Consider the following 25,310-nt stretch of genomic DNA (forward strand, 5'->3'; position numbering starts at 1 on the left):
GTTTCGGTTACTCGGTGTCCGGAATAGCGTGCCATTTCACGTCGCTGGTACCGGATGCCACCATGGCTTCAATGAACGCCATACCGCGTAGACCTGATTTCAGGCCTGGTACGCCATCGGCTTTACCACTTTTGCCTTCGCGCAATGCAATGGCGAAATAGCGATACAGGTTGGCAAACGCTTCAAGATAACCTTCAGGGTGACCAGATGGTGTGCGGCAGCGATCAGACGCTTCAGGATACAGGCCTGGCTGACCGGAACCTGCGCGATACACAGAGTACACATCGCCCAGCGGACGGTAGATAACTGAGTTCGGTTCCATTTGGTGCCATTCCAGACCACCTTTGTCACCGTAAACTTTGATTTTCAGTGCGTTCTCTTCGCCAGCGCAGATTTGGCTTGCGATTAGCACACCTTTAGCACCTTCAGCTGTGCGGAAAAACGCGGCACCGTCATCGTCGAGACGACGATTCGGTACAATAATATTCATGTCTGCACACAGTTCCGTTACTGTGTGACCACTGATAAATTCAGCCAGACCAAAAGCGTGGGTACCAATGTCACCCATACAACCCGCACCACCAGACAGCGCCGGGTCGGTACGCCAGGAAGCCTGCTTGTTTGATGGGTCGTCTTCGCCGCTCAACCAGCCTTGCGGATATTCCACCAGAATTTTGCGGATGTTGCCTAGCTTGCCATCTTCAATCATGGCTTTTGCCTGCCACACCATAGGATAACCAAGATAGGTGTGCGCAAGACCGTAAAGCTTGTCAGAGTCGTTTACGACTTTTGCCAGTTCTTTCGTTTCTTCCAGATTCAGGCCAGCAGGTTTTTCACAGAACACGTGATAGCCCGCTTTCAATGCAGCAATGGTTACCGGAACGTGAAGGTGGTTTGGCGTCACCACGATAACCACTTCCATGCGCTCATCCGCAGGAAGTTCATTTTCTTTATCGAGCATTTCCTGCCAGGAGGCATAAACGCGATTTGAATCCAGCCCCAGACTATCTCCGGTGCGCTGATTGTTACCTTCGTCGCGACTAAAAGCGCCACAAATCAGGTCATATTGGCCGTCCAGACCCATTGCGTGACGGTGAACCGCCCCGATAAATGCGCCTTCGCCGCCACCGACCATTCCCGCGCGAACACGTTCTAATTTCGCCATGGTTTCTCCCAAATCTGCAGTTCTAATGTTACAAAGTTGTAATTACTGTAAAAATGTAACGGATTACATTAGAGGCTGTCAACGGCTTTTAGTCTAAGGTAGTAGACATTACGGACAATTATTCTGATTTACCAGAACAATTGTTGTTTTTTTGTTTCATTTTTGGATTTTACACTGGATTTCTTGTTACATTTGAGTAATTCTTCACAGTCTTAATGTAACCCGTTACATATTATTAAGTTTTTGTGATGGCCAAGTGCCTAGTCTCTGTTTGTGTTGAGAGTTAATAAGTAAAACATGTCAAACATTCGTGATGTCGCTGATTTAGCTGGGGTTTCTGTAGCGACTGTATCGCGCGCCCTGCAACAACCGGAACGTGTTTCACCGAAAACGCGGGCTAAAGTGATGTCTGCTGTGAGTGAGGTGGGCTATAAACCTAACTTAATGGCGGTGAAATTCCGCTCCGGGAAAACCCATAATTTGGTAGTACTGGTTCCTACCGTTGCGACCGTATTTTTTGCCCGGGTTATAAGCGGTATGCAGGAAGCGGCAGCGGAACTTGGCTATTCGCTCTTGTTAGGGAACACATTAGGTAATCCTGAAATCGAAGCCAGCTATGCCAAACTGGTACAGACTTCTCAGGCCGACGGACTCATTCAGCTGCGAGCGCACAATCCTTTTACCGAAGACAATAACAGCAATAATGCAATGCTCCCGATGGTTAACGCCTGTGAGGTGATGAATACTGTTAAGTTTCCCACCGTTACACTGGATAACCGCGCAGCGGCAAAGGCCATGACAGAACACCTATTGTCGTTAGGTCATAAACGTATCGCTATTTTTAAAGGACCAGCACAGAGTCCACTGACGCAAGATCGGTTAACGGGTTACCGAGATGCCCTGCAAGCAGCGGGCATCGAATATGATGAATCTCTGTTATTTGCCGGAGACTTCACACTGCAGGCAGGTTTCGAAGCAGCGGGCAGAATGCTCGCGCTCGATAGTCGTCCCACCGCCGTGTTTTGTGAAAACGACGAAACCGCCATGGGTGCGGTTCAGGGTTTTAAAAAAGCAGGATTAAAAGTTCCTGATGACATTTCTGTTGCAGGTTTCGATAACATCGATTTTGCAGCGTACTGCGATCCGCCGCTTACAACCATTGCTCAACCGGCGGAAGCATTTGGTCGCACTGCGGTGAACTTGCTGGTAGACCTTTTAGAAGGCAAACTAACTACCACGCCCAAAGTCATTATGCCCTTTGAGCTGATCTTGCGGGGCAGTACCGGGAAAGCACCGGCGTAAGTCAAAAAAGGGTTTAGCGGTGAAGATTTCGGGCAAGTTTACAACGGTCAGGAAACCTAAAAAGTTGCACTAAAGCTATTTTCAGCTTTCATTATAAACGTCATTATGACGAAGGAGAGAAACATGTCAGGCACAAATAAAGCGGTAAGCCGTTTAGCCGCTCAGGTTACGCATTCAAAACTGGAGCGCCGCCAATTCGTCAAACTGGGAGCTGCGGGTCTTGGCCTTGCCATGGCACCAGGTTTTGCATTTGCACAGGCTAAACCCGAAATCCGAGTTGGCTTACAGCTTTATACACTGCGCGACATGATGGCAGTGAGTGTTCCAGCCGTTCTTAAACTGGTTTCAGCTGTGGGCTATAAAGAATTGGAATTTGCCGGTTACTTTAATCACAGCACCAAAGAAATTCGTAAAATCATTGATGGTGAGGGCTTGTCAGCACCGTCTGCGCACATTCCTTTAGATACCTTCCGTAACGACGGTATCAATAAAGTTATCGACACCGCCATGGAAGTCGGTCACAAATATGTGGTTATTCCTTACCTGACTGAAGAACAACGCGGTACCACCATTGATGTTTATAAGAAGCTTGCTGAACAGTGCAATGTGTGGGGCGAAGCCTGTAATAAACACGGTCTGAAACTGGCTTATCACAACCATGATTTTGAATTCCATGTGACTGACGGCGTTGAACCTTACGACGTTCTGCTTAACGAAGTGGATGCCGACAAAATGGCGATGGAAATGGATCTGTTCTGGATGAGCAAAGCCGGTAAAGATCCACTGGCTTATTTCGCCAAATATCCAGGTCGTTTCAAACTGTGGCATGTAAAAGACAAAGATGCTGAAGGTCAGTTTGCCGATGTTGGTACCGGCACTGTCGATTTTGCCCGTATTTTTGCTGCATCAGCCCAGGCGGGTGTCGAGCACCGTTTTGTTGAACGTGACCAAACGCAAGACAAGCTGAAGACCATTCAACAAGGTTACAAAGCAGTATCAGCGCTACTTGGCGCCTGATAGCTTTCAAATACCCACGTTGAAAATCAGATACGCTGGCTAATGCTCGCCAGTGCTACACTACTTAATATTGAATGCCCGCAATAGCGGGCATTTTTGTGCGCTAATGGCAGTGCAAAGACGCTGCGCCCCATGCAAATCAATAAAAACGAGCATCAGGAAGTACGTATGACACAAACCTTGGGTCAGTTCAGTCAGTGGCTTTCGCCCTACTTTACGCAACTTAGCATTATGTTAATGGCCACGATATTGGTGGTTTACGGCGATGTGATTAACAAACATATCAAGCGCATGCTGGCCCCCTATCATTTCCTTATTCGCACCACCTTATTTGTGCTGCTTTGTGCCTTCGGGTACGGGTTACTTACCATTCATGGGGCACCGTTCTTGTTATATTTGATCAAGTACTTACCCTGGTATTTGCAGGGCATTGGTTTTGTTTCTGCGTTTATCGTGCTTGGGATCTTAGCTGAGCGTCGTCGATACATCTGATCCATGAACGCGAAATTCCTCACGGTAAATGAGCAAAAAAATCCCACATCGAAGTGCGGGATTTTCTGTTGCTACTCAAACAATGACTTACTGGGCACCTTTTTTCAGGTATTCACGGATGACGTAGTGCAGAATACCGCCATGCTCGAAGTAGGTGAATTCATTCGCGGTATCGATGCGAATATCCATCATAAATGAGCGGCTTTTACCGGAGTCGTCAGTAACCGTAACTTCCACTTCTTTCTGATCGCGGCTTACCGCTGCAATCGAATACGTTTCGTCACCGCGCAACTCTAGCGAGGTTGCACTGTCGCCGGGTTTAAACTGAAGCGGCAGAATACCCATACCAATCAGGTTAGAACGGTGAATTCGCTCGTAGCTCTCAACCATTACAGCTTTCACGCCGAGCAACGACGGTCCCTTTGCTGCCCAGTCGCGGCTTGAACCGGTACCGTATTCTTTACCACCAATGACCACCGCCGGAACACCTTCCTGTTGGTAACGCATTGCGGCATCAAAAATAGACATCGACTCGCCACTTGGGAAGTGAGTGGTCGCACTGCCGGTAGTCCCTGGTGCTAATTGATTTTTCAAGCGTACGTTGGCGAAAGTACCACGCATCATGACCTCGTGATTACCTCGACGAGAACCCAGTGAGTTAAAATCTTCTGGCTCGACGCCCTGCTCCAGAAGATATTTGCCTGCGGGACTGTCTGGTGCAATGGCACCTGCCGGTGAAATGTGGTCGGTTGTAATAGAGTCGCCCACTTTAACCAGACAACGAGCACTTTCAATAGCACTTAACGCCGCCGGTTCACCGCCCATTTCGGCAAAGAAAGGCGGGTGTTTGATGTAGCTCGAATCTGGCCAGTCGTAAACTGAAGTAGACGATACATCGAGCTTGTTCCAGATTTCATTACCTTTGAATACATCAGCATATTTCTGTTTAAACAGATCGCCCGATACATACTCATTAATCTTCGACTGAATTTCTTCTTCAGTAGGCCAAATATCTTTCAGGTAAACGGGTTTGCCATCTTTGCTTTTGCCCAGTGGCTCCTTGGTAATATCAATTTGCATGTTTCCGGCCAGCGCATAAGCTACCACGAGTGGTGGCGATGCCAGGTAGTTTGCAGCTACGTCGGGGTGAATACGCCCTTCAAAGTTACGATTACCCGATAACACTGAAGTCACGGTGAGCTTCGCATCGTTAATGGCACGAGAAATCTCTTCCGGTAGCGGGCCTGAGTTACCAATACAGGTTGTACAGCCATAGCCCACCAGGTTAAAGCCGAGTTTTTCCAGCGGGTCCATTAAACCTGCATCCTCAAGGTATTGCGTTACCACCTGAGAACCCGGCGCAAGGGATGTTTTCACCCACGGCTTGCGAGTTAGGCCTAATTCAACGGCTTTTTGCGCCACCAGACCAGCCCCAATGAGAACGGACGGATTCGACGTGTTCGTACAGCTGGTAATAGCGGCAATCACTACCGCTCCGCTTTCCAGATTGAATTTTTCTCCGTCGAACTCTACGAACGAATCTTGTTCTTCATCGACTTCAGCCATATCGCCGCCTTCAGCGACAAACTTAGCTTCCTCTTCAACCACTTTCACGTCGATTTGTTGCTTATACCAATCGGTGAACGCAGCAGCGGCGCTATCCAGCGGAATGCGATCTTGCGGACGCTTAGGCCCGGCAATAGACGGTACAACTTCTGAAAGATCTATCTCCATATTTTCGTGATAGATAGCATCTTTACTGTGGTCATCGTGCCAAATACCTGCGCTCTTCGCATAGCTTTCCACTAACTCAATTTGTGCGTCAGGACGACCTGTCAGTTTAAGGTAATCTAAAGCAACCTGGTCGATGGGGAAAATACCGCAAGTCGCACCATACTCAGGAGCCATGTTGGCAATAGTCGCGCGATCGGCCGTGGTTAGATATTTGATACCCGGACCATAGAATTCTACAAACTTACCCACTACGCCGTGGTTACGCAGTTGTTCCGTAATGGTAAGCACCATATCGGTTGCGGTAACACCTGGATTCAGCTTGCCGGTTAACCGGAACCCCACCACATCAGGGCGAAGCATGGTGACAGGCTGCCCAAGCATGGCCGCTTCAGCTTCAATACCACCCACACCCCAACCTAGTACGCCAAGGCCGTTAATCATTGTGGTGTGAGAGTCGGTACCCACCAGCGTATCAGGGTAAACCAAGGTGTCGTCACCCTCTTGCTTGGTGAATGCACAGCGGGCAAGGTATTCAAGGTTCACTTGGTGAACAATACCTCGGCCTGGCGGCACCACTTTAAAGTTATCAAAGGAAGATTGCCCCCATTTCAGGAACTGATAGCGCTCGCGATTTCGCTGCACTTCTACGTCTACGTTTTTCTCAAACGCATCGTCTGAAGCAAAATAATCCACCATAACGGAGTGGTCGATGACCAACTCTACCGGGTTCAGCGGGTTGATTGCTTGCGCATCGCCGCCGAGGTCGTTTACCGCATCACGCATGGCAGCAAGGTCGACAATAGCAGGTACACCCGTGAAGTCCTGGAGGATTACCCGGGCTGGCACAAACGAAATTTCATGTTGAGAATCGTCGCTGGTATCCCACTTTGCCACTTTTTCAATGTCGTCGCTGCTGACAAATTCCTTATCTTCATGGCGGATTAAATTTTCTAGCAGGATCTTGATACAAAATGGCAAACGGTCGAGGTCAAACTGCTTGCCAATGGAATCGAAGCTGATTGCCTTATATGCATTTTCACCAACGTTAACAGTAGTAAACTTCTGATATTTCACGTTTTCACCTATCGCACATTAGTTTATGGGCCAGAACAACCTACGACGCTGTTCTGAAATCCCTTGGAATAATTTTCCATTCATACGAACTGTCGTCGAAAAAAAGTTCACCTGACTTCACAAGTGAATTGTTGCGATTTGGTTAACTATCATGATAATTTTGTTTAAATAGCGCGGTAAGCTATTAAGAAGAGGGCACTTAACCCAGGGATATAAAAATCAATGGTTATGACACTGGCTAAATCGCGACAACATCCACTCATTGAACAGTTGCAGATGGAACCTCATCCAGAAGGTGGCTATTTTCGCCAGATCTTTGAATCTTCCAAACAAGTCAACTCGCCTTCTCACGGGCAAGCTCGCCCAGCAATGACGCACATTTATTTCCTGCTATTGGCGGGACAGATCAGTCGTTTTCACCGAGTGCTGCATGATGAAGTGTGGAACTTCTACGAAGGTGCGCCACTGCGACTGTATCAAATACATCAGCAACAACTGAGAGAGCAGCGCTTAGGTGATGCGGCACACGGTTACGCCGCGATTGTTCCTGCGGGGAATTTTCAGGCTGCGGAAACCACGGGGGATTACACACTGGTAGGTTGTTCAGTTGCCCCCGGATTCGATTTCGCCGATTTCAGTTTTATTGAAGAGCCTTGTCTGAAACAATGGATTGAAGTGGCCCATCCCGACATGGCCAGATTCATCTGAGCCTGTCGGAATAGCTATTATTTTTTAAGCTATTGCAGCACGAAGTCGTGCTACTGGGCGCTCGTCGATAAAGACATGAATAACCGCCGTGACGGCCGCAATAACACAAGCACTCCACCACACCATGTCGTAAGAACCCGTTTGATCGTACAGATAGCCGCCAAGCCACACGCCGCTAAACGACCCCAACTGATGGCTTAAAAAGACAATGCCATACAGCAAGCCCATGTGCGGCAAGCCAAACAATTGCGCCACCAGCCCTGAAGTGGGAGGTACCGTTGCCAACCAGAGCAAGCCTGTGACTACGGAAAAAATATAAACGGAAGTGGGCGTCATCGGAAAAAACATGAATGCAGCAATAGCCACCGCTCTTAGGGCATAAATTAATGTGAGTAGATTTTTCTTTGAATATTTCCCCGCCCAGGAACCGGAAAGCAAACAGCCAAAAATATTGAATAGACCTATCAGCGCTAAACTCCCCACCGCTACGTTTGCATCGAAACCTCTGTCTGAAAGGAATGCTGGCATATGAACGGTAATAAAGGCGAGCTGAAAACCGCAAACATAAAATCCCACCACAATCAGCCAGTAATGTGGATAGCTACAGGCTTCTTTTAATGCTTCCGAGACGGTTTGTTTTGGCTGAGCGCTGTTGGTAGCACTACTTTGTCCGCTACTGCCTTTTAATGAACCGGACATCAATGCCATCAATAACGCACATCCCGCCATCAGGAGTAATGCATTGCTCCAGCCAAAACTGGCAATGAACGCCTGCGCGGCAGGTACCACCAGTAATTGACCGGCTGAACCCGCTGCACTGCCCAGCCCTAACGCGAATGAGCGTTTTTCTGCAGACACCATGCGCGCCATCGCGGGTAACACAACACCTAACCCAGAACCGGCGATGCCCATGCCCATAAGCAAACCCGCACCAACATTAAGGCCACCTGAATTGTCAGTTAGCGCAGTAACTGCCAAGCCTGCAGCGTAGAAGATTGCGCCAACGATAATAGTACGCACGGTACCGTAGCGATCTGCCATCGCCCCTGCCAGCGGTTGAAACAGCCCCCAACACAAGTTCTGCAAAGCCAATGCAAACGCGAACACTTCTCTGCCATAGCCAAATTCTGAAGACACCGGCTCCATAAAAAAGCCCATGGAAGAGCGCAGGCCAAAGTTGAGTGCTAAAAGCACACAAGCAAACGCAATAGAAAAACTTAAGAGTCGAACAGGCTGTGACATAAGGGGGGGCCTTAAAAAAGAAAAACGGTAGTTGGCGGGAAAGATTCCACCATACTACCGTCTTTTTTATTGGAGAAGAAGTGTTCGCTCAGCCCTGCATATCCTCCAACTCCCGGCCGCGAGTCTCATAAATGTATCGCACCACAAACAGCACAGAAACGAATGCACACACGGCATAGAAACCATAGGCACCAGCGAGGCCCACACTAGCTAACATCATTGGGAATGTCCAGGTGATAGCAAAGTTTGTCAGCCACTGGATTAGTCCGCTCACTGCCAGCCCTGAGCCGCGGATTTGATTCGGGAACATCTCGCCGAGCATCACCCACATCACCGGGCCCCAGGAAAAGTTAAAACAGAAGACATAGAGGTTGGCTGCCACCAGCGCCACCGGCCCCCAGTCGCCCATGATCAAGCGACCATCAGCGCCCTGTTCGGCATTACCAAAGGCAACAACCAGTGCGGCAAGGGTAACAGTCATGCCGACAGAACCCCACATGAGTAGTGGTTTGCGGCCAACTTTGTCGATAATCGCAAGGGTTACCAAACAAGCTGCAATGCTAATAGCGCCACTGATAACGTTAATCAACAGTGCATCGCTTTCAGAAAAACCGACCGCTTGCCAAAGCACGGCACCATAATAGAACACCACATTAATACCCACCAATTGCTGTAACGTGGCGAGTCCCAGTCCAATCCATACAATGGGTCGAACCTTGCCAGTGTCGGGAAGCTTCAGGTCACTCAGTTTTGGTTGGTGATCAGAGGCCAGTGTATCCTGGATTTCTTTGAGTTTCAGCTGCCCTTCGACTCCATAAAGGCGAGTAAGCACTTCTCTGGCTTTTTCAGTTCGCCCTTTTACCACTAAGAATCGCGGACTTTCAGGAATGAAAAGCAACATTGTTAGAAACAAAAACGCCGGACACAATTCCATCCAAAACATCCAGCGCCAGGCGGCATAATCTAACCACAATGGCTGGGTTGAACCGGCTGCAACATCAGCAAGAATGTAGTTACTAAGAAACGCGGCAAATAACCCACTGATTATGGCAATTTGCTGTATTGAAGTGAGCATGCCACGATACTTAGCCGGAGACACTTCTGCGATGTAAGCTGGCGCCATCACCGATGCGGCACCAACCGCCAAACCGCCGAGAATGCGGTACACCACGAATTCCCCGCCAGAAGTAGAAATACCAGACCCCCAAGCACTTATGATGAACAGTACAGCTGCAACCAGTAGCAAACTACGTCGGCCAAATTTGTCTGCCAGGCGACCGGCAAAAAAAGCCCCCACGGCACAACCCAGCAGCATGCTCGATACATTAAAACCGGTGCCCACACTTTCAGATTGGAAGGCGACCTGTAATCCGTCGACGGTGCCGTTGATCACCCCACTGTCGAATCCAAACAGGAAGCCGCCGATGGTGGCAACAATACTGATAAACAATATGAACGCCCCATTGGTTGTTCGCTCGCTACTACTTGATGTCATCACTGTATCCATGCTGTTGTTATTCTCCGTGGGTTAGGGTTGTAATAGGTTCAGAGTGCCGCGAATCTTGGCAGTGTTTTTTCCGGCACATCTTCCAGGCTTTGCGGCCGGTTTGCCTGTCGGTACTCCACCGGTGTTTGATTAAAATGCTTTCGAAAAATAGCGTACATGTATTGAATAGAAGGATAGCCGCACAATTCCGCGATTTCGGTAGCGGGTTCTTCGGTTTCCTTTAACATTTTGCAGGCACGGTTGAGCTTTTCGTTATGAATTTCGGTGTGAATGCTGTGCCCGCGTTCATCACGAAAGCGCCCTTCAAGATTAGAGCGGGAGATACCAACGTGATCGAGCACCTGATCCACTTTAATCCCGCGACAAGCATTATGTTGAATGAAGTGCATTGCCTGCATTACCAGCGGATCTTTAATGGCTTTGTAATCGGTTGACTGCCGTTCTGCTACTCGTTCAGGTGGCACCAGCACCGGCGCTTTTGTCACCGGCATGCCCTGCAACTGGCGGTGCAACATTCTGGCAGCCTGAAAGCCCATATCGAAACAGCCCTGCTTAACGGAAGTTAAACTCACCCGGCTAAGATAACGGGCCAGTTCGTCGTCATCGATGCCAATAACGGAAAAGCGTTCAGGAATAAGTAATCCTAAGTGATCGCAGGCTTGCAAAAGATGACGAGCACGGGCATCGGTTACAGCAACGATGCCCGTTGGTGCAGGCAAACTACGTAACCAATCGGTAAGACGTTTAAGTGAATACTGCCAGGTTTCAGGGCGAACGGCATGGCCACGATAAAGATAGCATTCGTAGCCTTCCTTACGTGTAAGCTCAAGCATGGCGCGTTCACGTTCCTGCGCCCAGCGATGCTGCGGATTGACAGGCGCACCATAAAAGGCAAAACGTTCAATACCCTTTTGCTTAAGATGTTCAAACGCCGCCTCTACCAGCGCATAGTTATCAGTGGCCACATAAGGCACTTCAGGATAGTCAGATTTATTCTGGTACGACCCACCCACCGCCACCACCGGCACTTTTGCTTTGGTCAATGCCCGCTCGATCGCCGGGTTATCGAAATCAGCAATAATCCCGTCGCCGCTCCACTCATCAAGGTGCTCTAAGCGAGTCATGAAATCTTCTTCGAGATACAGATCCCAGTCGGCTCTGGAGGTCTGCAGATATTTCCCTATTCCTTCAATGATTTGGCGGTCGTAAACCTTACTGGCATTGAACAGCAACGTAATACTGTGCGACTTCTCAAACATGATTCTGTCCTGATAAAAGCAAATTCCATAAAGGCGATTATGATTATTGTTTTTCAGCATCCTAAACCAGTCAACATCAATTAACAAAAAGATTACAAAATTTCATAATTGCCCTAACTGCATTTGATAATCAACATAGCGGTATCAGCGATTTTAAGAAGTGAACGAGACATGTATCTGGGCATAGATTTAGGCACCTCCGGCGTTAAGGTGGTGTTAACCAACGAACAGGGCGCGGTGATAGCAGCCTCTCATGCGGCACTGGACGTGTCGATGCCAAAGCCCCTTTGGTCAGAACAAAATCCGCAGGACTGGTGGAATGCCACCTGCGCCTGTCTGGATGAATTAGCAGATAAGCAATCACTCGCAGAGGTGAAAGCCATTGGCCTGAGTGGCCAAATGCATGGTGCTACGCTGCTTGATGAAAACGGCGAAATACTTCGACCAGCTATATTGTGGAACGACGGCCGCTGCGACGCCGAATGCCGAGAAATTGAAGCTACGGTTGAAGACGCCCGTCAGCGTAGCGGCAACATTGTCATGGCAGGTTTTACTGCGCCCAAACTTCTGTGGGTGAAAAATCACGAGCCAGGCGTGTTCGCGAAAGTGAAAAAAGTTCTGCTTCCAAAAGATTACCTGCGTTACAAACTTACCGGCGAATTCGCCAGCGATATGTCTGATGCAGCCGGGACAATCTGGCTGGACACTGAAGGCCGCTGCTGGGACGACACCCTGCTTAGCGCCTGTGGTCTGGATGAATCTCACATGCCTTCACTGTTCGAAGGTAACGAGGTGACGGGTTATCTGAACACCGAGCTGGCAGAACGCTGGGGCATGAACGCAGTTGCCGTGGCTGGTGGCGGTGGCGATAACGCGGCGGGTGCCATCGGTTGCGGTATTGTTGAGCCCGGGCAAGCCATGTTGTCGTTAGGCACGTCAGGTGTGTACTTCGCGGTAACAGATGATTTTCGCACTAACACAGCGCAAGCGGTACACAGCTTTTGTCATGCCCTACCCTACCGCTGGCATCTGATGTCGGTAATGTTGAGTGCGGCGAGCTGCCTGCAATGGTACGCCTCGCAAAGCGGCTACGAAAACGTGGGCGAAATGATTGACGATGTCGAGTGCAACGTAGCGTTTGATGATGCTGCCATCCCGTTGTTTTTACCTTATCTCACCGGCGAGCGCACACCGCACAATAATCCTTATGCCAAGGCCTCTTTTTTTGGCGTATCAGCTTCCACAACCCGCGCCCACATGGCCCGAGCAGTGATGGAAGGAGTGTCGATGGCCCTTGCTGATGGCATGGATGCAGTGGATGAAAGCGGCGTTACTGTGTCGGATATCAGCCTAATTGGTGGTGGTGCGAAAAGTGCGTTTTGGCGACAACTTCTCAGCGATGTGAGTGGCCGTAAACTCTCTTATCGCCAAGGTGGCGATGTGGGCCCGGCGCTTGGCGCTGCTCGCCTGGCACAATTGGCAGTTAATCCAGATATCGCGGCTTCAGACATTTGTTTTCAGCCTGCTATCGAAGCCAGCTATTCGCCCAACGACGCCATTCACAATGCGTATATGTTGAGGCGTCAGCAGTTTCGTGAACTTTACTATGCTATTGAGCCTTTTTACTCGGCCCCGAAAAAACACAAAACTTTCACTAATTAACATAATTGTTGCAAACGAAGAGATACACCAGACTGTCTGGTAACGTTTAACAGCGCAATTTATCCGTGCAGGAATATTTCCTGGACGACTCATTCCTTCGACGGGGAAAATAACCATGAGCAATTATTTCGACGCCATTCCGGCGATTAAATACGAAGGTCCGGAATCGACCAATCCACTGGCTTTTAAACACTACAACCCTGAAGAAGTGATCATGGGTAAAACCATGGAAGACCACTTACGCTTCGCGGCCTGTTACTGGCACAACTTCTGCTGGGACGGTGCCGATGTATTCGGCGCGGGTACGTTTAATCGTCCGTGGTTAGCTGGCGGCGACCCAATGACACAAGCGAAAGCCAAAGCGGATGCCGCTTTTTCGTTTCTGGAAAAACTCGGCGCGCCCTACTACTGCTTTCACGATGTAGACGTGGCCCCTGAAGGAAATTCAGTAAACGACTATATCAACAACTTTTCGGCGATGACCGAAGTGCTTGCCCACAAGCAAGAAGAAACCGGCATGAAGCTGCTTTGGGGCACAGCGAATGTATTCAGCCATCCGCGCTATATGTCAGGTGCGGCAACCAACCCCGATCCAGCCGTGTTTGCTCGCGCTGCCACTCAGGTGTTTCATGCGATGAATGCCACCAAACAACTGGGGGGTGAAAACTACGTATTGTGGGGTGGTCGTGAAGGCTATGAAACTTTACTGAATACCGATCTGAAAAAAGAGCGTCAGCAACTCGGTCGCTTCATGAACATGGTGGTAGAGCACAAGCACAAAATTGGCTTTAATGGCCTGCTGCTGATTGAGCCAAAACCACAAGAACCCACTAAACATCAGTACGATTACGACACCGCCACCGTACACGGCTTCCTGACTGAATTTGGTTTGGAAAAAGAATTTGCCGTTAACATCGAAGCTAACCACGCAACGTTATCGGGTCACTCTTTCCACCATGAAATCGCTACCGCGTTTGCGTTGGGTGTGTTCGGCTCTATTGATGCTAACCGTGGCGACCCGCAGCTGGGCTGGGACACCGACCAATTCCCTAACTCAGTAGAAGAGATGACACTCATCTGTTACGAGATCCTGAAAAATGGCGGCTTTACCAGCGGCGGTCTTAACTTTGACACCAAATTACGTCGTCAGAGCATCGACGCTGAAGACTTATTCCTCGGCCATATTGGTGGTATGGATACCTGTGCCTTGGGCTTGAAAAAAGCAGCAGCGCTGCTCGAGTCTGAAGCTTTATCCAGCGCGGTAGAAAAACGCTACGCCGACTGGAATCAAGACTTTGGTCATCAGGTGCTTAACGGCACTATGTCTCTGGAAGACGTTGCCAACTATGCCCGTAACAATGCGCTAGATCCAAAACCCGTTTCAGGCAAGCAGGAAGGCCTGGAAAACCTGGTTAATCAAATTCTCTACAAATAATCAGTTGTAGCACTGTCCCTTAGCAGCCCCCTGTAATACCGGTAATAACACAGACGGTATTATCCGGGGCTGCACCTTCCTTGATGCGCTGTTATGATGTCGCCCCTATGTATCGGAGAACATGTAACGGGAACGCAAAAACGTTGAAATTTTCAGACCGCGCCAATGCCATCACGCCATTTTATGCAATGGCATTTTCAGAAAAAGCCTCTGCGCTGGAAGCTCAGGGTGTTCATGTTGTCAGACTCAATATCGGTGAGCCAGACTTTGGTGCGCCGCAACCTGTAGTGGCTGCCATGCAAGCGCTAATGGAAAAGGCCGAATTGCCCTACACATCTGCGCTGGGATTGCCTGCTCTTCGTGACGCCATCGCGGGGTTCTATCAAACTCGTCATGGGGTAGCAGTGAAACCCAATAATGTGGTGGTAACCGCTGGTGCATCTGCCGCCCTGCTGTTAGTTTGCGCGGCGCTAATTAATGAAGGTGATGAAGTGATGCTCGCCGACCCGGCTTATCCCTGTAATCGTCAGTTTATCCGCGCTTTTGGTGGTCAGCTTCAAAGTATTGCAGCGGGTGCTGAAGACCGCTTTCAACTTACGCCGCAGAGCGTGAAAGCAAACTGGCGGAGTTCCACCAAAGGCGTCATGTTGGCCTCCCCTTCTAATCCAACCGGTACGTCTGTTTCCCAAGCCGATTTACAAGCCATCTGCGAATTCGCCAAAGCAAAAGGGTGCTGGCGTATCGTTGATGAAATCTATTTAAACCTCAGCCATCATGATGATGGGCAAACCGCCCTGGCATTTGATCCCGACGCCATTGTGATAAACAGTTTCTCCAAGTACTTCGGCATGACAGGCTGGCGTCTTGGCTGGTGCGTCGTGCCAGACGAAATGGTACCGGTAATGGAGCGTTTGGCGCAGAATCTCTACATTTGCCCGTCTACACCCGCGCAATATGCGGCTCTTGCCTGTTTCACGCCCGAAACCCTGAATGTATGTGAACGTCGTCGTGATATTTTGCTGCATCGCCGCCAGTTGGTGTTAGAAGGTCTGGCAGGAATCGGGCTGTCGGTGGATGTGGAACCTGATGGTGCCTTTTATGCGTACATCAACGTAACGCCCACGGGGCTAACTGCCATGGATTTCTGCGAGCGATTGCTCGAAGCGCATCATGTTGCCCTCACCCCGGGTAATGACTTCGGTCAGGCCACCGGAGATGATTATGTGCGTTTATCATTTGCCGCTGCCGAACAAGAACTGGAACTGGGCATTAAACGAATGGGTGAGTTTGTCAGTAAGTTGGGTATATCAGCCTAAAGCGCGACGTTGCATTGAATAGAAGCTAAATGCGTGAGGGAACGCGCGTTAGTTATCAAAGAGATCCACGCTTCCTGTTTTGCTCGTATCCGCATTTACCTTTACAGACAATTCCGCTTCGCGCTCATAAATGGTGTTGTTATGCATATCGTATATGCGTTTCATAATGACAGAGCCATCTGACGGCGTGAAGTACACCTTGCGGGCGTAGTTTTTCAATAAGTCGTGCGCGAGTACCGGTATGTTTTCTGTTTGCAGAAACTCAAGCCCAAAGGCCGCATTGGTTGCCCCAATATCGTTGCTCACATAACCTGGTAGCACCCGTGCGCCACCAAATACCTTTGCCACCAGACGTTTCTTTTCAGCGCCCAATCGTAGGCAGTCGTTCAGCAGCACTTCCATAGCATGCACGCCGTAGCGGTTTGCCTCAAACGATGCGGCGCTAACCGTATTGTTGCTAGGAAGCATGAAATGATTCATGCCTCCTACTTCGGTGATGGGGTCGTATAAACATACCGCCACGCAAGAACCCAATACGGTAACAATAAGTTTATCTGCACTGGTAACGTAGTATTGCCCGGGCAAAATCTTTACTGCATCTCGTCCGAAGCGAGAGTCGTAATAAGAGGGTGGACGGCTAAAATCGTGGTCAGGCACGTTCGGTTACGTCTACCGAACGGGTGCATAAATGGTTTTGCCAACCGGTTTAAGCAAGTGGGTTGCCTCCTGAAAATGCTCAGAATGGCCCGCAATATATAAACTGTCTTGCTTCATATTGCCCACAAGGTTGTTCAACACTTTGTACTGCGTGGGTTTATCGAAATAAATCATTACATTACGGCAGAAAATTACGTCCATTTTCTCTTTGAAGCCATAGTCATCGTGAAGCAAGTTAATCTGACGAAACTCGACCATTTCCCGCACTTCATCAACCACTCTCACCATACCGGACTTAGGCCCTGTGCCGCGATAGAAAAACTGCTTCTGTAAACTCTTGTCCATTTTTTCAATAGACGAGTATTTGTAAACGCCGTTTTTCGCCGTCGCCAGCACTTTAGAGTCGATATCTGATGCATAAATTTTAATACCGGTGCGAAACGTACCGAACACTTGTGCCACCGTCATCGCAATAGAATAAGGCTCTTCACCGGTACTGCTTGCTGCACACCAAATAGCGGTCACATTTTTATGTGTGCGGAGAAACTTCTCCAGCGCAACAAAGTGATGCACCTCACGAAAAAACGATGTGAGGTTGGTAGTGAGCGCGTTCACAAACTCTTGCTGCTCAATATCGTCTCTTTCTACTTTCTCCAGATAATCTCGAAAGCTTTTAATTCCCAACGCCCTAAGGCGTCGGGAAAGGCGGCTATACACCATGGTTTCTTTCGAGTCTGCTAGCCTGATCCCAGCAATTTTAAACACGGTGGCGCGCACCCGTTCGAAGTCGTCCTGACTATATGCGTACTCTCTGTCGGTCTTCTCCGCGGATGCTGTTGCCATTTAGAACGACTCCCACTCGTTTTCGCTAGGTGTACTCGGCTTGAGCGCTCGCCCGGTGTTCGCAGCCACGCGCATTGCGGGTTTACTGGTAACGTTAGATGAAGGCTTAGGTGGTGGCGCAAGCATGCTACCGCCATCCAGCTTAAACATCGCCACGCGCTCAGACAGACCAATGGCTTGCTGTTGCAGGCTATCAGCCGCTGCTGCCGCCTCTTCAACCAGAGCCGCGTTTTGCTGTGTCATCTCATCCATGCTATTAACTGCTTTACCCACTTCTTCGATGCTGGTTGCTTGCTCAGAAGAAGCTGCGGAAATTTCGGACATGATGTCGTTAACCCGCTGAATCGCGGTGACCACTTCTGCCATGGTGTCACCAGACTTGTTCACCAATTGGTTACCGCCGTTCACTTTCGATACCGAGTCGGAAATCAGCTCTTTAATTTCCTTCGCGGCTTCGGCTGAGCGCTGGGCCAGAGTACGAACTTCGGAAGCAACCACGGCAAACCCGCGACCTTGCTCACCGGCTCTTGCGGCTTCAACCGCGGCATTCAGTGCCAGAATGTTGGTTTGGAAAGCGATACCATCAATAACCCCAATGATGTCGGAAATTTCCTGCGCAGACGCATTAATTTCGCCCATGGTGGTAACCACCTGACGAATCAAGTCGCCGCCCTCGTTGGCAACTTTCGATGCCTGAGATGCCAGCATATTGGCCTGCTCTGCATTTTCTGCGTTCAGGCGCACCGTGCCAGTAAGCTCTTCCATGGCCGACGCCGTTTCTTCCAGACTCGAAGCCTGCTGTTCGGTACGACTTGAGAGGTCAGCGTTACCTGTAGCAATTTCAGAAGAGGCGGTATTAATGGTATCTACGGCATCGTTAATGGAACGAATGGTGCCAGAGATTTCTTCCGAGAAGGAGTTGATGGCATCTCCCAGTACCGCAAATTCTCCCTCGTAATTTTCAGTGAGTCGCTGTGTAAGGTCACCCGCCGACATAGCAGACATCACATCGCTGATGCGGCTGATAATGGTCTTAATATCACTCACAAACTGGTTGATAGAGTTACCCAATTCGGCAAAATCACCATCAAGGTGTAGCGGCGGCGTATCCAAATCGCCCACCACGAGCTTTTTCATGGTTGCACGAATAGCCTGCACCGCCTCAACTCTGGCTGTAATATCAACAGCATATTTCACCACCCGGTAGGGTTCGCCGTTCTGATCGAGAATTGGGTTATAAGACGCCTGAATCCAGACGTCATCGCCTGCTTTATTGATGCGGCGGAACTCATCTGAGAAATAAATACCTTTCTTCAACTGCTCCCAGAAAGATTGGTACTCTGCACTCTTGCGATATTCGGCATCAACAAACATGCTGTGATGCTTGCCCTGAATCTCGTCCAATTTATAGCCCATAGCCCCGCAGAAGTTATCATTCGCATTAATTATGGTGCCATCAAGGTTGAATTCGATTACCGCCTGTGCACGATTTATCGCTTCGATTTGCCCGCCCAAGTAGGCATTCTTTATTTTTTCGTCAGTAATGTCTGTAGCAAACTTCACGACCCGAATTACTTTGCCGTGTTCGTCGTAAACGGGATTATAAGATGCGTTGATCCAGATTTCAGAGCCGTCTTTGCGAATTCGACAGAATTCACCGGCGAACACTTGCCCTTTAGCCAGATTGCGCCAGAAATCTTTATACTCCGCAGAAGAAACATAGGCAGGTAAACAGAACATACGGTGATGCTGACCTTGAATCTCCTCGAGCTCATACCCTACCGCACCGCAGAAGTTTTCATTCGCAGTAATGATGGTGCCGTCGGGCTCGAACTGAATCACAGCCTGAACGCGATTGAGTGAGTCTGTCAGCGCTTTGGTTAGCTGGTCAGCTTCGTTATCGATAAGCTCGACACTGTATGCCGTTGCTTCACCGCGAATATTTTTTAGCGGCGTCACTTTAAGTTTCACGCTTCGAGAAGGCAGTGACAATGCAGTAACACCACCTTCGGGAGACGCGTTGGCTGCCTGTTGTACAGCAGAAGCTTGTATACCTAATGCAGTAATGTTGCTACCCACCACCATCGCTGCAGAGAAGCCCCCGTTCTTGGCGCGTATATCACCTTCAATGTTCGCTAACAGCGATTTCGACGCTCTGTTGGCCACAACAATATTCATTTGGCTGTCTAGGATCAGTAGGCTGGAAGTCGATGCGTCCAGCGTCTGCATGCTTTCCAGCGACCCGATGACCGCATTATCTTCACCACTCAACCATTTAAAAACACCCATCGATTACTCTCCTACGCCAGCCTGACCAATTTCAACCAGACCGAGTTCATTACTGTTAATTAAGCTTTCAATATTGACAAGAATGACCATGGTTTCGTCCACATCCGCCAAACCATGTAAATAGCGACTATCAAATGCCACACCAAATTCCGGGGGTGGCAACATTTCTTCATCTGACAGGCGGATAACGTCGGAAACGCCATCCACCACAATGCCGACGATTCGCTCATCGACATTCAGCATGATTACTATGGTGAATTCGTTGTAAGTAGCTTCACCAACGTTGAACTTAATCCGCAGGTCTACCACTGGAACAATATCGCCCCGCAGGTTCATGACCCCTTTTATGAAGTCAGGGGCATTGGCGATTTTTGTTACCTGCTCGTAACCGCGAATTTCTTTAACCGTTGTGATATCGAGGGCGTAATGCTCGTCGCCCAGGACAAAACTCAGAAACTCACGGTCGTCACCTGCCATATCGGTTTGTTGTACGGCGGCTTCGCTCATACATTCAGCTCCTCTTCCGCGCTTGCTAACGTTAGTTAAAAATCACTCATTCACACTTCAGCCCAAGCCATGAGTGGTCGTAGCGCTGGATCTTGGGGATCATAGCCAGTGCGAACTGGTGATAAAGCTCGCGGGACCACTGGGCTCATTTTTTACTGATTAGGTACTGACACGACGTTGTTTAATTTTTGTGCCTCAATAGTATTTAGTCGAGGAATCGAAAAAATGCGACTTTCAAAGTGACCCTTAATGGTAAGTTTATTTATACCTACTTCGCCGGATTCATCACAAACAGCTGACTCGCTTGATTTTTATGGATTATTTTTGTTGTCGCGATAACAATAAATTTGCCGCGATCTCTGTGTTCGGGCAGCTGCACATACGTTATGAATGCTAGAGGAAAGATGCTTAGCAAATAAAAAGCACCTGATTTCCGGTAAAATTTAGGTATAAAAAAGATGCGTAGTACATGCCGTTAACGGCTCATTAGCTTGCCTAAAACCGCAATCAATTTATTGGGGTCAAAGGGCTTAACCATCCAACCTGTCGCACCGGCTGCCCGCCCCTGCTGCTTCATGTCATCACTAGACTCGGTAGTCAGCATCACTATGGGCGTACGCTGAAAGGTTTGATTAGTCCGCAACGCGCGAATAAGACTTAGGCCGTCCATGCGTGGCATATTCTGATCGGTTAACACAAAGTCGAAGGCTTTGTTTGAGCAGACCTCGAGGGCATGCTGTCCATCTTCGGCCAATGTCACGTCGAAATCAGCCGAACGTAATGTCATCTCTACCATTTGCCGAATAGAGACGGAGTCGTCTACCACTAAAACCCGTGCTTTCATTGTGTGCTCTCCACTTTGAATACTGCCCGCACTTCACTCTGATAATGCATCGAAACAAAGTATGATCTGAATGTGTAATTCCGAAATTATACTTTTGACCACTTAGCGACATTAAGACTTAATGCGACATTTGCGACACCAGCATATAGATCTGCATAAAAAGCTGTTTTAATTAGAAAAATTAACATAACCGTTGTTTTTGAGCTCACAGCTGGCAAGCAGGGATGCCTGCCCATACAAAGTTATACAAAGCCATAACATTAAGACCGTATTAACGAGGAATTGCAGTGAGTGTTTAAAAGAAAATAAGAAGCGGTAGCATGTTTTGATCTTTACGTCGTGTGGACCATAAGAATTCTGACGCTTTTCATTTACCAACAGGGACCACCATGAAATATTCCATTGCAGTATGCTGTGCCGTTACTTCGCTTTCTGTTTTTGCGCAAACCGAGGAATATAGGCTTGAAGACTTAGGTAACAATGTTTATCGCTATGTCGCTGGCAATTACCGCGCATTGGTTTTGAACACGGCTGATGGCGTTGTTCTGGTTGATCCTCTCAATCATGATGCAGCGCAGTGGCTTAAAAACACGGTGAAAACACGCTTTAACAAACCGGTGAAATACGTCATTTACAGCCATAGCCATCCTGATCACAGTTATGGAGGTGACGTTTTTGATAATGGCCAAACGGTCTTCATTAGTCACGAGGACGCGAGGGCTAATCTGGTGCGAACCCAGGCTGAAACCACAATTCCTTCAAACGTATTCAGTGACAGTTTTACCCTGTATGCAGGGGAGAAACAGATCAACCTAGAATACCTTGGCCCCAATAATGGCTACGGCAATGTTGCGGTGCGAGTGCAGCCAGACAACTTACTGATGGTGGTGGATTGGATAACGCTCGGTCGCCTGCCTTATAAAAACCTGATGGGTTACGATATTGAAGGCATGATCACGTCAACCGAAACCATTTTGCGTGAACCCTTCGATCAATTCGTTGGCGGGCATGCAGATACAGGCAACTACGAAGATGTGGAAAACTATCACGAATATCTGGTTACCCTTCACCAAACCGTACTCGACGGAATTCTTGCTGGGAAAAGCCTCTCTGAGATTCAAAAAACAGATGCCCTTTCTGCCTGGTCAGATTTGAAAATGTACGATGAATGGGTAGGACTGAATATCGAAGGGGTTTATAACCAGCTTATCTCGCGCTCCTACCTTGAAATGCGGCCCTAAAGCTGCTGATTATTTGTTCTTCGTCAAATACCGGCAACTCACCGCACCTTATGATGGAAAATGGTACAGGTGACCTTATTTGGTTATTTGTATCCTACCTCCCCTTTCAGGGAGACGCTTCTTACAAATCCATCAGGAGGACTTATGTCCGTTACACCTCGCACTGTCACCTCACCTAAAAAATTCTATATCGGTAAAGGCCTTCTTGGTCAGCTCAGTGAATATGTGAGCGACTTCGGTGATAATGCTTTCATTATCAGTGATGAATTCATTCTTAATCGCGTAAAAGAAGAAGCCGTTCCCGGCCTGAATGAAAACAGCATTAAATCTCACGTTGAAAAATTTAATTACGAATGTACCAAGCAGGAAGTACAACGCCTGGCGGCGCTTTCTGAGGAAAATCATGCCAACGTAATCGTGGGAATAGGTGGCGGGAAAACGCTGGATTCCGCCAAGGCCACAGCTTATCACCTGAAATTACCCGTTGTGCTTTATCCCACTATAGCCTCTACTGATGCCCCTTGTACTGCGCTGGCAGTCCTGTACAAAGAAGATGGCGAATTCGACGAATATTTGTTCCTGCCACAGAACCCAGATGCGGTTATTGCGGATATGAATATTCTAAGTGCAGCCCCGGCTCGATTCTTCTCTGCCGGTGTGGGTGATGCCCTTGCCACTTACTTCGAAGCCCGCACCTGTTATGCCTCAGACGGGGTGAACCTGGTTTTGAAAAAGCCATCTCGCACTGGTCTTGGTCTGGCAGAACTTTGTTACACCATGCTGCGCGAAAACATTGATGCGGCAATGGATGCCATCGACAATAAGATTGTGACACCAGCACTCCAGCAAATTGTTGAAGCGACCATTTATCTTAGCGGTGTGGGTGCCGAAGCGGGTGGTTTGGCAGCAGCGCACGCGGTGAATAACGGTATGTCTGCAGTGTCTGATTTACACAGAGTTCAACACGGCGAGAAAGTGGTGTTTGGTTTGTTAACGCAACTGGTGTTGGAAAACGCGCCCAAAGCAGAAATTGATGAGGTGGTTCGCATCATTAAAACCGCTCGTCTACCGCTGACACTGTCCGACATGGGGCTGAAAAACTTCGTTGAGGAAGAATGGCGCACAGTGGCTAAAATTGCCTGTGCCGAAGGCGATACCATGGGCAACATGACCATGGAAGTCTCTGAAGACGATGTTTATCAAGCAATGATTGCCGCGAATGCCATGGCTGAAAGATACAAAGCGCAAGCGGAAGCTTTACACTTTTACTGAGATTACAGCCGTCTAACGTTAAACAACGATGGGCGGCTTTTCACTGCGCCCCCAATTTTTCAATAGACGCAAAAGAGAAAACAGCACTTGCCGCTTAAGAGCTACTGACAAGCTCCAGATCCCGCTGAAGCGAACGGGTTAGCCACTCTGTCATCGAGCGCAATCTCTTAGTCTGTAGCTTTACTGGCGCATACAGCAGATGCACGGGTAATGGACGTGGCTCATAGTCTTCCAACAAGATACAAAGCTCACCGCGTTTAACTGCATCTATGACTTGATAGTGCAAAAAACGACAAAGCCCGACACCGTTAATACAGGCATTCAAGGCAACGTCTACCTGATTGGTTGAAAGTCGGCTCTGCAATGGCATTTTAACCGCTTCTCCATTAGTCTCAAAAGACCATTCGTCGTTGTGATCCAGTGCGCTTAGTTGAATAGAAGGCTGGTTGCGGATGTCCTCAAGGGAGCGAATCATCACTCTCGACGCCAGAAAATCGGGGCTAGCGCATAATACGTGTCGCATTTTACCTAACTGCCGGGCAACTAAGTCGTGATTACCTATGCGACCAATGCGCACCGCAATATCAATCCCCTCAGACAACATATCCACCGTGCGATCGACAAAAATCAGATCCACCGTCATTTTCGGATACTTCCCCAGATAGGCATTTATTTTGGGTGCCACATGGCGCTTGCCAAACGTGACCGGTGCGGTAACAGAAACACGTCCAAGGGGCTCAGCCTGTCGCTCTGACAGCATGGATTCAGCATCTTCAATTTCACTGAGAATGGTGCGGCACCGTTGGTAATATTCACGCCCCTCGTCTGTAATCACAATTTTGCGGGTATTTCGATTGAACAAACGTACCCCAAGGTTCTCTTCAAGCCCGGCTAAACTCCGCACTACAGAAGTCAGCGACATACTGAGCACTTTCGCCGCCCCGGTGAGACTATTGGCGTCAGCAATTTCAACAAACACCCGCATGGCTTTTAGTTTGTCCAACGTGCAATTCCTCTTGTCGAATTTCCAATTAGTGCGAAAAACGGTTTACAGAAATCAACTATTGCATATTTTTTGCGAAAAGCGGACCGATTAATCTGTTTGAAACTTGTTAAAAAGACACCCGCCTGGGGGAGAAAATGATGAAACTCTACGATTTAGAATTATCTGGCAACTGCTTTAAAGTAAGACTGTTCGCCGCGTTGGCTAACATCGACCTCGACATTATTCCCGTTGATTTTCTCGGCGGCGAGCACAAATCTGAAAAAATGCTGGCGCTGAACCCCTTCGGCGAACTGCCGGTGTTCGAGCATAACGATGTGGTATTACGTGACGCGCAGGCAATTCTTGTTTACCTGGCACGCTTCCATGAGCTGGAAAGCTGGCTGCCTTCTAATGCAGTAGAAATGGCAGAAGTGCAGCAATGGTTGTCTACCGCATCGAATGAAATTCAGCATGGCCCTAATGCAGCACGCTTAGTGGATAAATTTGGCTACGAACTTCACAAACCTACCACTATTGCGAATTCTGAAAGGATCTTGGCACTGCTGGAAGACCACCTGCAGCACAACGACTGGCTGGCACTGGCTCGCCCGACCATTGCCGACTGTGCTGTTATGCCTTATGTCGCACTGGCTCCAGAAGGTGGCGTTTCACTTGCCGACTATCCTGCGATTAATAAATGGATAGCACGCATCAAGGCGCTTCCTGGTTTTAATGGTATGCCGGGAATTGCGAAGTAAG

General features: G+C 48.8%; 21 protein-coding genes. 10 read left to right on the forward strand and 11 right to left on the reverse strand.

Annotation, left to right across the window (positions count from 1 at the left end):
• Positions 1–7: 7 nt before the first annotated feature.
• A complete protein-coding gene (locus ACXAGX_RS01820; RefSeq protein WP_474836166.1) occupies positions 8–1,165 on the reverse strand; it encodes a Gfo/Idh/MocA family protein in 1,158 nt (385 codons plus the stop codon).
• A 297-nt stretch (positions 1,166–1,462) separates the two neighbouring features.
• Between ACXAGX_RS01820 and ACXAGX_RS01825 the strand changes: the two genes are divergently transcribed.
• The 3 genes from ACXAGX_RS01825 to ACXAGX_RS01835 all read left to right on the forward strand — a co-directional run bounded on the left by ACXAGX_RS01825 (position 1,463) and on the right by ACXAGX_RS01835 (position 3,976).
• Positions 1,463–2,467, forward strand: coding sequence for a LacI family DNA-binding transcriptional regulator (locus tag ACXAGX_RS01825; protein WP_474819125.1), 1,005 nt, complete (start codon positions 1,463–1,465; stop codon positions 2,465–2,467).
• Between the two features lie 123 nt (positions 2,468–2,590).
• The gene (locus ACXAGX_RS01830) at positions 2,591–3,484 is read left to right on the forward strand and encodes a sugar phosphate isomerase/epimerase family protein (RefSeq protein WP_474836168.1); all 894 of its coding nucleotides are present in this window, start codon (positions 2,591–2,593) and stop codon (positions 3,482–3,484) included.
• 132 nt (positions 3,485–3,616) lie between these two features.
• Positions 3,617–3,976, forward strand: a complete 360-nt coding sequence (locus ACXAGX_RS01835) for a DUF3392 domain-containing protein (protein WP_474836170.1) — start codon at positions 3,617–3,619, stop codon at positions 3,974–3,976.
• Between the two features lie 87 nt (positions 3,977–4,063).
• Here the strand turns inward: ACXAGX_RS01835 and acnA are convergent, their stop codons facing one another.
• Positions 4,064–6,784, reverse strand: coding sequence for an aconitate hydratase AcnA (gene acnA / locus ACXAGX_RS01840; protein WP_474836172.1), 2,721 nt, complete (start codon positions 6,782–6,784; stop codon positions 4,064–4,066).
• Between the two features lie 222 nt (positions 6,785–7,006).
• Between acnA and ACXAGX_RS01845 the strand changes: the two genes are divergently transcribed.
• Positions 7,007–7,492 carry a cupin domain-containing protein gene (locus ACXAGX_RS01845; protein WP_474836174.1) on the forward strand — a complete coding sequence of 162 codons (486 nt, stop codon included), beginning with the start codon at positions 7,007–7,009 and terminating at the stop codon, positions 7,490–7,492.
• A 24-nt stretch (positions 7,493–7,516) separates the two neighbouring features.
• Here ACXAGX_RS01845 and ACXAGX_RS01850 read toward each other — a convergent pair whose 3' ends face one another.
• The 3 genes from ACXAGX_RS01850 to ACXAGX_RS01860 form a co-directional block, all read right to left on the reverse strand.
• Positions 7,517–8,734, reverse strand: coding sequence for an MFS transporter (locus ACXAGX_RS01850; protein ID WP_474836176.1), 1,218 nt, complete (start codon positions 8,732–8,734; stop codon positions 7,517–7,519).
• Positions 8,735–8,822: 88 nt separating this feature from the next.
• Positions 8,823–10,241 (reverse strand): sugar porter family MFS transporter, encoded by a 1,419-nt coding sequence (locus ACXAGX_RS01855; protein ID WP_474836178.1) that lies wholly within the window; start codon positions 10,239–10,241, stop codon positions 8,823–8,825.
• Positions 10,242–10,279: 38 nt separating this feature from the next.
• Positions 10,280–11,500 carry a XylR family transcriptional regulator gene (locus ACXAGX_RS01860; RefSeq protein WP_474836180.1) on the reverse strand — a complete coding sequence of 407 codons (1,221 nt, stop codon included), beginning with the start codon at positions 11,498–11,500 and terminating at the stop codon, positions 10,280–10,282.
• Positions 11,501–11,671: 171 nt separating this feature from the next.
• On the opposite strand from ACXAGX_RS01860, the gene xylB reads away from it, so the two are divergent.
• The 3 genes from xylB to ACXAGX_RS01875 all read left to right on the forward strand — a co-directional run bounded on the left by xylB (position 11,672) and on the right by ACXAGX_RS01875 (position 15,913).
• Positions 11,672–13,162 carry a xylulokinase gene (gene xylB / locus ACXAGX_RS01865; protein WP_474836182.1) on the forward strand — a complete coding sequence of 497 codons (1,491 nt, stop codon included), beginning with the start codon at positions 11,672–11,674 and terminating at the stop codon, positions 13,160–13,162.
• 115 nt (positions 13,163–13,277) lie between these two features.
• Entirely contained in the window at positions 13,278–14,597 is a 1,320-nt protein-coding gene (xylA, locus tag ACXAGX_RS01870) for a xylose isomerase (RefSeq protein WP_474836184.1), read from the forward strand.
• Between the two features lie 143 nt (positions 14,598–14,740).
• Positions 14,741–15,913: a pyridoxal phosphate-dependent aminotransferase gene (locus ACXAGX_RS01875; RefSeq protein ID WP_474836186.1), complete on the forward strand. Its 1,173-nt coding sequence runs from the start codon at positions 14,741–14,743 to the stop codon at positions 15,911–15,913.
• Positions 15,914–15,961: 48 nt separating this feature from the next.
• On the opposite strand, the gene cheD is transcribed toward ACXAGX_RS01875, so the two are convergent.
• The 5 genes from cheD to ACXAGX_RS01900 all read right to left on the reverse strand — a co-directional run bounded on the left by cheD (position 15,962) and on the right by ACXAGX_RS01900 (position 21,053).
• Entirely contained in the window at positions 15,962–16,570 is a 609-nt protein-coding gene (gene cheD / locus ACXAGX_RS01880; protein ID WP_070126423.1) for a chemoreceptor glutamine deamidase CheD, read from the reverse strand.
• Positions 16,571–16,582: 12 nt separating this feature from the next.
• Positions 16,583–17,413, reverse strand: a complete 831-nt coding sequence (locus ACXAGX_RS01885) for a CheR family methyltransferase (RefSeq protein ID WP_474836188.1) — start codon at positions 17,411–17,413, stop codon at positions 16,583–16,585.
• Positions 17,414–19,702 carry a methyl-accepting chemotaxis protein gene (locus ACXAGX_RS01890; protein ID WP_474836190.1) on the reverse strand — a complete coding sequence of 763 codons (2,289 nt, stop codon included), beginning with the start codon at positions 19,700–19,702 and terminating at the stop codon, positions 17,414–17,416.
• Between the two features lie 3 nt (positions 19,703–19,705).
• The gene (locus ACXAGX_RS01895) at positions 19,706–20,209 is read right to left on the reverse strand and encodes a chemotaxis protein CheW (RefSeq protein ID WP_474819078.1); all 504 of its coding nucleotides are present in this window, start codon (positions 20,207–20,209) and stop codon (positions 19,706–19,708) included.
• A 475-nt stretch (positions 20,210–20,684) separates the two neighbouring features.
• Positions 20,685–21,053, reverse strand: a complete 369-nt coding sequence (locus ACXAGX_RS01900; RefSeq protein WP_474836192.1) for a response regulator — start codon at positions 21,051–21,053, stop codon at positions 20,685–20,687.
• Positions 21,054–21,442: 389 nt separating this feature from the next.
• Between ACXAGX_RS01900 and ACXAGX_RS01905 the strand changes: the two genes are divergently transcribed.
• Together ACXAGX_RS01905 and ACXAGX_RS01910 are read left to right on the forward strand one after the other, a co-directional pair.
• Complete coding sequence (locus ACXAGX_RS01905) at positions 21,443–22,294, forward strand: MBL fold metallo-hydrolase (RefSeq protein ID WP_474836194.1); 852 nt, start codon at positions 21,443–21,445, stop codon at positions 22,292–22,294.
• Positions 22,295–22,438: 144 nt separating this feature from the next.
• Complete coding sequence (locus ACXAGX_RS01910; RefSeq protein ID WP_474836196.1) at positions 22,439–23,566, forward strand: glycerol dehydrogenase; 1,128 nt, start codon at positions 22,439–22,441, stop codon at positions 23,564–23,566.
• A 94-nt stretch (positions 23,567–23,660) separates the two neighbouring features.
• Here ACXAGX_RS01910 and ACXAGX_RS01915 read toward each other — a convergent pair whose 3' ends face one another.
• Positions 23,661–24,569 (reverse strand): LysR family transcriptional regulator, encoded by a 909-nt coding sequence (locus ACXAGX_RS01915; RefSeq protein ID WP_474836198.1) that lies wholly within the window; start codon positions 24,567–24,569, stop codon positions 23,661–23,663.
• A gap of 137 nt (positions 24,570–24,706) precedes the next feature.
• Between ACXAGX_RS01915 and ACXAGX_RS01920 the strand changes: the two genes are divergently transcribed.
• Entirely contained in the window at positions 24,707–25,309 is a 603-nt protein-coding gene (locus tag ACXAGX_RS01920) for a glutathione S-transferase family protein (RefSeq protein WP_474819063.1), read from the forward strand.
• Position 25,310 lies beyond the last annotated feature (1 nt).

The sequence above is a fragment of the Alteromonas sp. ABV4_515 genome, assembly GCF_056160345.1.

Coding starts and splice junctions, on each gene's coding strand:
- ACXAGX_RS01820 (WP_474836166.1), bottom strand. CDS start 1,165: ATGGCGAAATTAGAACGTGTTCGCGCGGGAATGGTCGGTGGCGGCGAA.
- ACXAGX_RS01825 (WP_474819125.1), top strand. CDS start 1,463: ATGTCAAACATTCGTGATGTCGCTGATTTAGCTGGGGTTTCTGTAGCG.
- ACXAGX_RS01830 (WP_474836168.1), top strand. CDS start 2,591: ATGTCAGGCACAAATAAAGCGGTAAGCCGTTTAGCCGCTCAGGTTACG.
- ACXAGX_RS01835 (WP_474836170.1), top strand. CDS start 3,617: ATGCAAATCAATAAAAACGAGCATCAGGAAGTACGTATGACACAAACC.
- ACXAGX_RS01845 (WP_474836174.1), top strand. CDS start 7,007: ATGGTTATGACACTGGCTAAATCGCGACAACATCCACTCATTGAACAG.
- ACXAGX_RS01850 (WP_474836176.1), bottom strand. CDS start 8,734: ATGTCACAGCCTGTTCGACTCTTAAGTTTTTCTATTGCGTTTGCTTGT.
- ACXAGX_RS01855 (WP_474836178.1), bottom strand. CDS start 10,241: ATGGATACAGTGATGACATCAAGTAGTAGCGAGCGAACAACCAATGGG.
- ACXAGX_RS01860 (WP_474836180.1), bottom strand. CDS start 11,500: ATGTTTGAGAAGTCGCACAGTATTACGTTGCTGTTCAATGCCAGTAAG.
- xylB (WP_474836182.1), top strand. CDS start 11,672: ATGTATCTGGGCATAGATTTAGGCACCTCCGGCGTTAAGGTGGTGTTA.
- xylA (WP_474836184.1), top strand. CDS start 13,278: ATGAGCAATTATTTCGACGCCATTCCGGCGATTAAATACGAAGGTCCG.
- ACXAGX_RS01885 (WP_474836188.1), bottom strand. CDS start 17,413: ATGGCAACAGCATCCGCGGAGAAGACCGACAGAGAGTACGCATATAGT.
- ACXAGX_RS01890 (WP_474836190.1), bottom strand. CDS start 19,702: ATGGGTGTTTTTAAATGGTTGAGTGGTGAAGATAATGCGGTCATCGGG.
- ACXAGX_RS01895 (WP_474819078.1), bottom strand. CDS start 20,209: ATGAGCGAAGCCGCCGTACAACAAACCGATATGGCAGGTGACGACCGT.
- ACXAGX_RS01900 (WP_474836192.1), bottom strand. CDS start 21,053: ATGAAAGCACGGGTTTTAGTGGTAGACGACTCCGTCTCTATTCGGCAA.
- ACXAGX_RS01905 (WP_474836194.1), top strand. CDS start 21,443: ATGAAATATTCCATTGCAGTATGCTGTGCCGTTACTTCGCTTTCTGTT.
- ACXAGX_RS01910 (WP_474836196.1), top strand. CDS start 22,439: ATGTCCGTTACACCTCGCACTGTCACCTCACCTAAAAAATTCTATATC.
- ACXAGX_RS01920 (WP_474819063.1), top strand. CDS start 24,707: ATGATGAAACTCTACGATTTAGAATTATCTGGCAACTGCTTTAAAGTA.